At 41.2% G+C, this 10,190-nt stretch carries 8 protein-coding genes; 7 read left to right on the plus strand and 1 reads right to left on the minus strand.

Going from position 1 to position 10,190, the window contains the following annotated elements; all coding sequences use genetic code 11:
* From K6C05_RS09245 to K6C05_RS09275, 7 genes are all read left to right on the plus strand, one after another.
* A partial coding sequence (locus K6C05_RS09245) for a hypothetical protein (protein WP_296733961.1) occupies positions 1–1,447 on the plus strand: 1,447 nt, incomplete at its 5' end.
* A 303-nt stretch (positions 1,448–1,750) separates the two neighbouring features.
* Positions 1,751–3,163 carry a nucleoside recognition domain-containing protein gene (locus tag K6C05_RS09250; RefSeq protein WP_296733964.1) on the plus strand — a complete coding sequence of 471 codons (1,413 nt, stop codon included), beginning with the start codon at positions 1,751–1,753 and terminating at the stop codon, positions 3,161–3,163.
* Between the two features lie 152 nt (positions 3,164–3,315).
* Positions 3,316–4,929: a peptide chain release factor 3 gene (locus tag K6C05_RS09255; RefSeq protein ID WP_296733967.1), complete on the plus strand. Its 1,614-nt coding sequence runs from the start codon at positions 3,316–3,318 to the stop codon at positions 4,927–4,929.
* A gap of 64 nt (positions 4,930–4,993) precedes the next feature.
* Complete coding sequence (locus K6C05_RS09260; RefSeq protein WP_296733970.1) at positions 4,994–6,202, plus strand: PIN domain-containing protein; 1,209 nt, start codon at positions 4,994–4,996, stop codon at positions 6,200–6,202.
* 199 nt (positions 6,203–6,401) lie between these two features.
* Complete coding sequence (locus K6C05_RS09265; protein ID WP_296733972.1) at positions 6,402–7,271, plus strand: NAD(P)-dependent oxidoreductase; 870 nt, start codon at positions 6,402–6,404, stop codon at positions 7,269–7,271.
* A 210-nt stretch (positions 7,272–7,481) separates the two neighbouring features.
* Positions 7,482–7,760, plus strand: coding sequence for an HU family DNA-binding protein (locus K6C05_RS09270; RefSeq protein WP_296733975.1), 279 nt, complete (start codon positions 7,482–7,484; stop codon positions 7,758–7,760).
* A 117-nt stretch (positions 7,761–7,877) separates the two neighbouring features.
* Positions 7,878–8,711, plus strand: a complete 834-nt coding sequence (locus tag K6C05_RS09275; RefSeq protein WP_296733977.1) for a deoxyribonuclease IV — start codon at positions 7,878–7,880, stop codon at positions 8,709–8,711.
* 103 nt (positions 8,712–8,814) lie between these two features.
* Here the strand turns inward: K6C05_RS09275 and K6C05_RS09280 are convergent, their stop codons facing one another.
* Positions 8,815–10,032 (minus strand): nucleotidyltransferase family protein, encoded by a 1,218-nt coding sequence (locus K6C05_RS09280; protein WP_296733980.1) that lies wholly within the window; start codon positions 10,030–10,032, stop codon positions 8,815–8,817.
* Positions 10,033–10,190 lie beyond the last annotated feature (158 nt).

The raw sequence follows: 10,190 nt of genomic DNA on the forward strand, positions 1-10,190 counted from the left end.
TGAATCGTCAGATTATGCAGAAGCTATGGCAGAAGAGCGAAACGGCAATACTATTTATGATGTGTTTCTTAATATCAAGAATCCTCTAATTCTCGAACTTCCAGAAAATAGATTTTCTGATCCAAATAGTGAGAAACCGTATATAAAACAAGCAAAAGAACAAGAAAATGATGGAGTAGCTTTTAAAAATAATTCCTCTGATGGATTTTACCATGATGTTTTCTATGTAGCTTTTGAGCCTACCCAGATTAAATCTGCCACTGATAATAACGGCAACTATGATGCCAATGACCCTAATATCTATCATCAGGTAGATGGGGGTAGTTTTAGTGCGGAAAATTCTGAGGCTGCTGAAATAAATAAATATATCAACAGTAAAGCTATACCTGTTGAATCTAAAGTATTTGTAGGAGACGAAAAACAAAAGGCCCATAATAAAGCTGTTAGCTGGTTTAGAGAAAAATTCGGTACTGGAACAACTGTAGATACTGTACTAGGTGAAGTAACCATAAATTACAAGGGGATTAAAGCAAGTCTTAATCATAGATATTCACAGAAAAAGTTGGACTGTGTTGCATCCATTGTGGATGGTATGAAACAGGCATCTTACATTAAAAGCATTCCTGATTATGATAATCCACAAGTAACAAACCACTTCTTTGTATACAAGGTAACATACGAAGGGAAAGAAAATTTTGTTTTGTGTCGTGTTAAAGAGCAGGAGAATGTAAAAAGATTTTATATTCATGAAGTAGGTACAGCAGAAGAAATCAAATTAAAAAGCGGTACCCTTCAAACCCGGGCGGGTGGTAAGAACCATCCGACTCCGAGAGGTATCGCTCTTTATACCTCAATTTTATCTGAATTTAGTAATAAAATCAAGAAACAAATGAATGGTTATCTACAAAATTCTGATAGCAATACACAACCTGTGGAAAAGTTCTATCACTCTGCATGGCATGGTAGCCTTTATGATTTTGATGAGTTTGATATAGGCGCTATTGGCAATGGCCAAGGCGGTGCTGTACATGGTTGGGGGTTGTATTTTGCGAATAAGAAACAAGTCTCCGAAAAATATCGTAAGTCTGTAATTGCTTACAAAAACAAAGAAACTGGGGAGATGTTGCCTACAGATATAACCAATGCCGCACTAGAAATAGAGGAAAGATATGGACACGAAAAGGCCATTGAGGTTATTCAAAAGAGTATTAACAATGATCCCGATGCAACTAATATTTCTGCCAAGCGGCAAATGCTAGAGTTCTTGGCCAATAAGGATAACTATGAAAAAACCAAAGGTCGGTTGTACAAGGTTGATATTCCTAATGATAAAGATTTAATTCAGGAAGAAAACAACTACTTGAATCAATCAAAAACTATTCAGAAGAAAATGGCTGAAGCTGTAGCGATAAGCAGGTCAGTTTATATCTTAATGAACATGGTATAAAGGGCATTACTTGGAATGATGAGGGTGGCCAGTTTGTAATTTTTGATGATAAGGCCATAAGCATTATTGAGAAATTTAACCAAGGCATAAAAGGTTCCCTTACACCAATGGCCAATGGGCAGCGTATTATTAAGCTTTTTGAATCTGCAGAAGAAATAATTTTTATAAGTATTTGCATTAATTATTATGATGATGTATCGTATTGATATTAGAAAATTTTCGTGATAGATATAATTATTCGAAGAATGTTTTTCACCTCGTTGAACCGTTAGCGGGATTATTTTTCTCCTGGAGGAGGAAAATATGAACAATGGCGGTATAGTATCTATTGTTTTGAGGGGTATAGTAATGAAAGATTTTTTGGACAATGAAAAAAATTTAAAAAGTGAATATAACATTATCCATATTATAAAATTTTTTGGGTGCTCGATTTTTGGTGGTTTTATGTTCTTGTATCCATGGGATACAACAGGTGGTTCATATAATACAGCACTTAGTGTTTTGACAGACCTGTTGGATCATGCTGTCCAGGAAAATGTACCATGGCTTTTACCATTAATCGTAATTTTTTCAGGGTTAAGTGCTGTATTGGGGTGCTTCTGGAAGCCGACATTACCCAACAGGCTGGCCTGGTTGGTTGAACTCCTGTTTGTATCGAAGGTTTATACCTTAACAAGACTCATTGCCGTGGGAGTCATTGTTTCCGTGTGTTTTGGAGTGGGACCTGAAGTGGTAAGAAGCGATGATGTTGGGGGAAGTATGGTTTCTTTGGCACAAACGCTTATTGCAATAGCTGTCACTCTTAGTTTTATACTCCCTTTCTTGACAGAATGTGGAATAATGGAGTTTATGGGGATACTTTTTAAACCGCTTATTCGGCCATTGTTCCGTGTGCCTGGCAGGGCTTCAGTGGATCTTATTGCTTCATGGCTGGCATCCTCTAATACTGCTGTTCTGATTACAGGTAATCAATATCAGAGTGGATACTACAGTAAAAGGGAAGCTGCAGCTATTATGACTAATTTTTCCCTTGTTTCCATTCCATTTTGTATGGTTATTGCTGAAACATTGCATGTCACAAATCATTTTTTGCTGCTGTATGGTTCTGTTACAGCCATAGGGCTGCTTTTGGCAATGATTGAGGTTCGGATACCACCTTTGTCCAGCATAGACGACTCCTATTGCGGTACCAAGAATATCAACGAAGAAGTGCCTCAGGCGTCTACTTTGTTGGGATGGGCTTGGGTGGCTGCCATAGAAAGAGCAAAAAAATTCAGTTTTGGTCAGGCGTTTAATACAGCTTCTAAAATGACGATTGGCATACTTATGGATTTGATACCAATTGTAATTGCCTGGGGAACCTTGGGTACCCTTTTGGTTAACGAAACAGGAATCATGCAATGGCTGTCATACCCTATGGGAGTCTACATGAGTTTGTTCGGGATTGAGGGTGCATATCAGATAGCTCCGGCTACTTTGGTGGGATTCATTGACATGTTCATTCCTGCACTGATTACCCCGGCCTATTTAGGGGAACCCACCCGCTTTTTGGTTGCAGGCTTGTCCTTGGTTCAGATAATCTATCTGACGGAGGTAGGCAGTATTATTGTTAAATCCAAAGTGGGGCTGGATATGAAGCGCTTATTTGTTATTTTTTTGGAGCGTACCTTGATTGCATTGCCGATATTGGCATTCATTTCAAAAACATTGTTATGACGAGATTAAAAGAAGCTCCTGGGGGGCTTCTTTTTGCTTAGAGCAGAGGTAAATTTCAATGAGTTATAATTGAATTTTATTAAGGTATCTTATATAATAAATTGGTATGTTTTTAGATTGTAAATAAGATTTAGCAAGTGGAGGAATATAATTTGTCACAGTTGACTGATGAAATAAAGAGACGGCGGACATTCGCCATAATTTCCCATCCGGATGCCGGTAAGACTACGCTGACGGAAAAACTCCTGTTGTATGGAGGGGCAATTCATCTGGCAGGCTCTGTAAAATCCAGAAAGACTGCTCATCATGCGGTTTCTGACTGGATGGAGATTGAGAAACAGCGTGGAATTTCTGTTACTTCTTCAGTTTTACAGTTTAATTATGGGGACTACTGCATTAATATCCTCGATACACCAGGACATCAGGATTTCTCTGAGGATACATACCGTACACTTATGGCAGTAGATAGTGCAGTCATGATTATTGATGTGGCAAAGGGTGTTGAGGCGCAGACAAAAAAGTTGTTTAAGGTCTGCAAGCAGCGTGGTATTCCAATTTTTACCTTTGTAAACAAACTGGACAGGTTTGGTAAGGCGCCGATTGATTTGATGGATGAATTGGAAAATGTCCTGGGAATCCGTTCTTATCCTATGAACTGGCCGATTGGTACTGATGGAAAGTATTTTGGCGTATATGACCGCCAGAAGAAACAGATTGAACTCTTTGAGGATGATACCTCCCACGGACAGAATGCCCGAGCTTCTGTTACAGGGTCATTGGATGATCCGGAATTTGCAGAAATGTTGGGTGAAGAAGCTCATAAGACACTGATGGATGATATTGAGTTGTTGGATATGGCCGGTGAGGAATTCGATTTGGAGAAGGTGGCCCGTGGAGAACTGACTCCTATGTTCTTTGGCTCGGCAATGACCAACTTCGGCGTGCAGAATTTCCTTGAAGAATATTTAAAGCTGGCACCTGAACCACAGGCCCGTCAATCATCTGAGGGAATTATTTCGCCGGATGATGACAAGTTTTCGGCTTTTGTGTTTAAGATTCAGGCTAATATGAATCCGGCTCATCGTGACCGGTTGGCGTTTATCCGTATTTGTTCCGGCAAGTTTGAACGGGGGATGAGTGTTTTCCACAAGCGCAGCGGCAAAGCTATCAAGCTGGCACAGCCACAGCAATTTATGGCGCAGGACCGTCAGATTGTTGAGGAGGCATATCCTGGAGATATTGTGGGATTATTTGATCCGGGGATTTTTGGTATAGGAGACACTCTTTGTGATAATTCAAAAAAGTTTGAATATGAAGCTTTTCCTGTATTTCCGCCGGAGAAGTTTGCCCGTGTAAGCGCCAAGGATACAATGAAAAGGAAACAGTTCGTCAAGGGCATTGAGCAGCTTACCCAGGAGGGGGCTATTCAGCTGTTCCGACAGGCCGGCGCCGGTACGGAATCATTTATTGTAGGTACGGTTGGTACACTGCAGTTTGAGGTGCTGGAGTATCGCCTGAAAAACGAGTATGGTGTTGATATAATAATGAATATGCAGCCTTATGAGGTTGCCAGGTGGATGACCTTTGAGGATGGTCGTGAGGTCACTCCTGCCAGCCTGCGGGGGACCGACCGAGGTATGTTTGTATATGACCGTCGTGATAACCCTGTACTCTTGGTGAACAATGAATGGGCACTGGGGTGGATTACAGACAACAACCCTGATCTGGAACTGCATACTGTACCTGTTGACCGAAAAGAAGTATAAATACCCACCGGATAATTTTAATCGTGTGGTATGAGGTGGGCATACTGGAATAGGAAGGTATTAAGTGGCAAAGTTTTATATTGATTATGAAAATGTTCATAATGAAGGTTTAAAGGGAGTAGAAAATCTTACTCCTGATGATACTTTATATTTGTTTTACAGCTCCAAGGCTGATACACTGAAAATTGATGTGGTACAGAAGCTGATGCATACGCAGGGAGCAATCAGGTTTACCAAAATAGAAAATGGCGTGGAGAATGCCTTGGATTTCCAGCTGATTACGGCTTTGATGTGTGATTATTCTGAAGATGATAATTATTACATCATCAGTCGTGATAAAGGCTATGATGCTGCCATTACCATGGCACAGAATATGGACCGCAAGGCTATTTTTCGCTGCAAGGACATTAATTATGCCTTAAAGCATCAAAATAATGAAGCAGTGGATGAAAGTGACCAGGATGTAATCGCAGAATTTGACACCAATGAGGACGATGCAGCTTTAGCGTCAGTTGATGAGCCAGCTGATTTGAATGCAGAGATTTCGGCTGCCAATGCTGAAATTGCTTCTGAGGAGTCTGATGCAACAGATATTTCTGAGGATGAGAAGACTAAAAGGGCGTATCAGTCTGTATGCACCAAGATTTTAAATACCATTAAAATCAATCATAAGATTCCTATTAATTACCGTGAGGCTGAGTATGTGTATAATGCACTGCAGGAATCATCTACCAAGATGGAATTTTACCATATGCTTAACAAGCTTATGGGACGAAATGATGGTGGGGAGCTATACAAAAAAATCAAGACGGTATATAAACCCTTGCGTGGTATTTATAAGGCATCAGTTACCGCTGCTGAGAGCACAGATATGGAAGCCGAGAAGCTCCGGCAGGATAGTCATATGGGAAAACCAAGGGAAATTAATCTTGAAGGAGTGGATTGCGAGCGTACCATGGTGGAAATAGTCATGGAAGCATTGTCTGAGGAAGCCTTTGCCGGTGAAGATGTTGAGGCTGAGGCAGCAGCAATCGTGGCTGCTGTTAAATCCGAGTCTGATCCTCAGGAGCAGAAGGGCAAGACAATTAAGGCATCCAGGCCAGTAAACAAAGAAGATAATTCAGGTCGGCAGGACAAGTCAGACAAGGATAAGGAAAAAAACAACCGCCGTAAACCTGGGCGCCCAAGAAAGCACAACAGCAGTTATCAAAGACGGGATAAACGCGTTGTCAAGAAAAAAACTCCTGAAACCGATACAAAGACAGAAGGATGATAGAGGACCTATTCAGTGGAAATGCCAAATTATTGCTGAATAGGTCTTATTTTATTTGTATCTGGATGGAGTTATATTAAAAATGGATAGTTAATCCGGTTATTTTAAAAAAAAGAAGGAAGCCGGCCATGATATGGCGAACATAATGAATGGATTATTGTTTGAGAATTAGTGTCTTGTAGTTTTGTGAGGGATGGATATGAAAATTAAAAAAATTGGATTTATTGGAACAGGTGTAATGGGATCCAGTATGGTCCGCCATCTGCAAAAAGCAGGCTTTGATGTAGCTGTTTATAATAGGACCAAAGCCAAGGCACAGCCTCTTATTGATGAGGGGATGAGGTGGTGCAATACGCCTGCAGAAGCTGCTGAAAATGTTGATGCTGTTATATCCATAGTGGGATATCCAAAGGATGTTGAGGAGGTATATCTCGGCAAGGATGGGATTTTATCTGCCAAGCAGGGTGGGGTAGTGATTGATATGACCACCTCCAGTCCAACTCTGGCTAAAAGGATTTATGAAGAAGCAAGGGAAAAGGGGATATGTGCTCTTGATGCACCTGTATCAGGTGGTGATCTTGGAGCAAAAAATGGAACCCTGGCTATAATGGTAGGTGGGGATGAGACTGCTTTTAATATGGCCATGCCGGTTTTTGAGGCTATGGGCAAGACTATTAATTTCTTTGGGGCTGCAGGCTCAGGACAGTATACCAAGATGGCCAATCAGATAGCCATTGCTTCTGGAATGCTGGGAGTGGCAGAATCACTGTTTTATGCTCAAAAGATGGGGCTTGACCCACAAAAGGTGCTGGAAACTATTGAAACCGGTGCTGCTGGCTCCTGGTCACTGTCAAATCTTGGTAGGCGCATGCTTAAAAAGGACTATGCTCCGGGCTTTTATATCAAGCATTTTATTAAGGATATGCGTATAGCAATTGAATCAGCAGAAGAGGCGGGACTGGAACTGCCCGGATTGCAGAAAACAAAGGAGCTTTACGATATGCTTTCGGCCAGGGGGATGGATGATAATGGCACTCAGGCCATTATCAAATGGTATTTGGATAAATAATAGGTATTGCTCTATTGCTGTGGTTTATGTATAATAAACCTGTGTTGGGTATCATTCAATAGTATGGAAGGTTGTTATTTGTCAGGGGAGGACCTCGTTTTATGCAGGTTATTTTCTTATTTTGAGAGATTAACCATCATAAATTGGACAAATCATGACTTCTGTGCTATCATACAAGAAGTTTTTATATGAGAGGAGTTTTGAAACATTATGACAAAGGCAGAATTGGTTGCAAAAATTGCTGAAAAAGCAGAGTTGACCCAGAAAGATGCAGGTGCTGCATTGAAGGCAACTCTTGAAGCCGTTCAGGAGGCTTTGGTTGATGGAGAAGCTGTTCAGATGATTGGTTTTGGTACTTTCAAGGTAAATCAGCGTGCTGCCCGTACCGGCCGCAATCCTCAGACTGGTGCTGAGATTAAGATTGCTGCTGCAAAGGTTCCTGCTTTCAAGGCTGGTAAGGCCTTGAAGGATGCAGTTAACAAGAAATAATATTAACAGCTGCATGAAATATATTAAACAGTCTCCATATATTGGAGACTGTTTTTTATTAAAAAGGTGTATATGTGATTGCTGTTGGTGCATTGCAGATTTTGGGGAGGTGTTATTGTGTTAAATATTGGAAACCATATATCTTCATCCAAGGGATATTTGGCCATGGGTAAGGAAATAATTGGGTTGGGCGGAAATGTTTTTGCTTTTTTCACCAGAAATCCCCGTGGCGGGAAGGCAAAAGTCATAGATGAGAAGGATGTCAGTGATTTCTTGCAATATAAAGCCCAAAACGGTATTGGCAGGTTGGTTGCCCATGCACCATACACCATGAATCCCTGTGCGGCAAAGCCGGAATTAAGGGAATTTGCCCATGATATTCTTGTGGATGATTTGCATCGGTTGGAATATACTCCCGGTAATTATTACAATCTTCATCCTGGCAGTCATGTGGGGCAGGGAGTTGAAACTGCTATTGAACTGATAGCAGATCAGCTCAACAGAGTATTGCAGCCTGATCAGTGTACCACAGTACTTCTGGAAACCATGTCAGGTAAGGGGACTGAGGTGGGCCGTAGCTTTGATGAATTGGCAGAAATAATAAAATCAGTTAAGCTGGGAGACCTGGTTGGGGTGTGTCTGGATACCTGCCATGTATACAGTGCCGGTTATGATGTTGTCAATGACCTGGATGGTGTATTAAAGGAATTTGATAAGGTCATCGGCATAGATAAATTAAAGGCTATTCATTTGAATGACAGTATGACGCCGTTTGCCTCCAACAAGGATCGTCACGCCAGACTGGGGGAAGGCAGTATAGGTTGGGCTGCGATTAAGGGAATAATCAACCATAAAGAGCTAAAGGATTTGCCTTTTATTTTGGAAACACCCAATGACAGGGATGGATATATAAAAGAAATCGCGGAATTAAAGCGTCTTGTGATGAATTAGCTGAAGGGCAATACTGATGATAAAAAACTACAGGCAGATTGATGTGCCTGTAGGTGCTTTGTTTTAGATGAATAAATATTTTGGGTTATATGACGGTTAATTATCATTGTATATTCACCGGTGAGGTGATAAAATCGCGATGAAGTACAGGAGTGTGCTGACAAAGCTCATAAAGATTGTTGGCGGCAAGGTCGTAATACAGTAACTGCTGTATTGGTGTAAGGAGCTTTTTATTCATGTAATCCCTGTGGTTTATATATTTAGTTACCTTTGTAACCAGTGGGATGGAAGCATTTTCCTTGATGGCCTTCATCAGATTTTTTCCTTTGGAATCAAAGGCTAAGACCCTGGCATACGGTGCGCCATTTTTATCTGCATTTTCAGCAGTCGTTTTTTTCAAGTTCAGGAGAATGCATGCAGCCATCCGATTGATGCGGGAACGCTGATACCTTTTTCCCACCAGGCAGTTGATGAAACCGTTCATATCCTGTGCAGTGGCTGCTTCGATTATTTTATGCTCCAGTCCTTCGTTTACTGAGCAAATTTCCTGCAGCTTTTCCGGGGTACTGTTGAGAATGAATAGCTGTAGGGCGGAATAAAGCTTTTCCGGTGTATTATAGGTGCTGTTTAAATCATGGAGCAGTGCCATTGTTTTTGGAGGGACCGTATTTTTTATGGCTGCATGGGCATTATCCCTTAACATGTTGCGTATGCCGCTTCCACTGGCAAAGGTGCCCTGCAGGCTCTGGTCGTGGTGATGTGCTCCTACGCGCATTAAGGGCAATGGCGTAATAGAGGAATTTAGTGCTGATATAGCCTTTAAGTATTCTACCCCAAGAATGGTATTAGGTTCCTTTAGGATGGCTTCCTCAATGCCCGTTATGGTACTTAAAACATGGCATACGGCACTGGCATATGAGAAACCCTGCTGCAGAAGAGACTTTAGCTGTGGCTGATATTCTGAGATATCAATATCAGACAGAGCATTCAGTATATCCAAATCAGGGTATTCTGTGCCAAAGGCCAATTGCTCGACTATTCCCAGCTGATGAAACAGGGATACTCCACCAAAGGCAAAGTGCTGGGCACTGCGACAGCAAAATACGGTGGGAAGCTCGAGGACAAGATTGACCCCATGCTGGACAGCCAGTGTAGCCCGCTGCCATTTGTTCAGGATTGGAAGTTCGCCCCGTTGGGTCAGTCCACCGCTTATGCAGGCAATGATGGCAGATTCCTTTCCGGTGGCTTCCTGTATTTTTCTAAGCTGATATAAATGACCATTGTGAAATGGATTATATTCTGCTATGATTCCGGTAATCATTAAAAAACTCCTCATATAAAATATTCTCTGAAAATTTTAACAAAAAAGGTTAAAAGAATAAAGGTATTTAAAGGGAAAAGGACCTTTTACTGTGGTAAATTTTTAACAATGGCGGTATAATATATAGTGATTGTAGTGTTTGGGAGGTTAGTATGAAG

The sequence above is a fragment of the Anaerovibrio sp. genome (assembly GCF_024697385.1).
In the GTDB taxonomy this organism is placed as follows: domain Bacteria; phylum Bacillota; class Negativicutes; order Selenomonadales; family Selenomonadaceae; genus Anaerovibrio.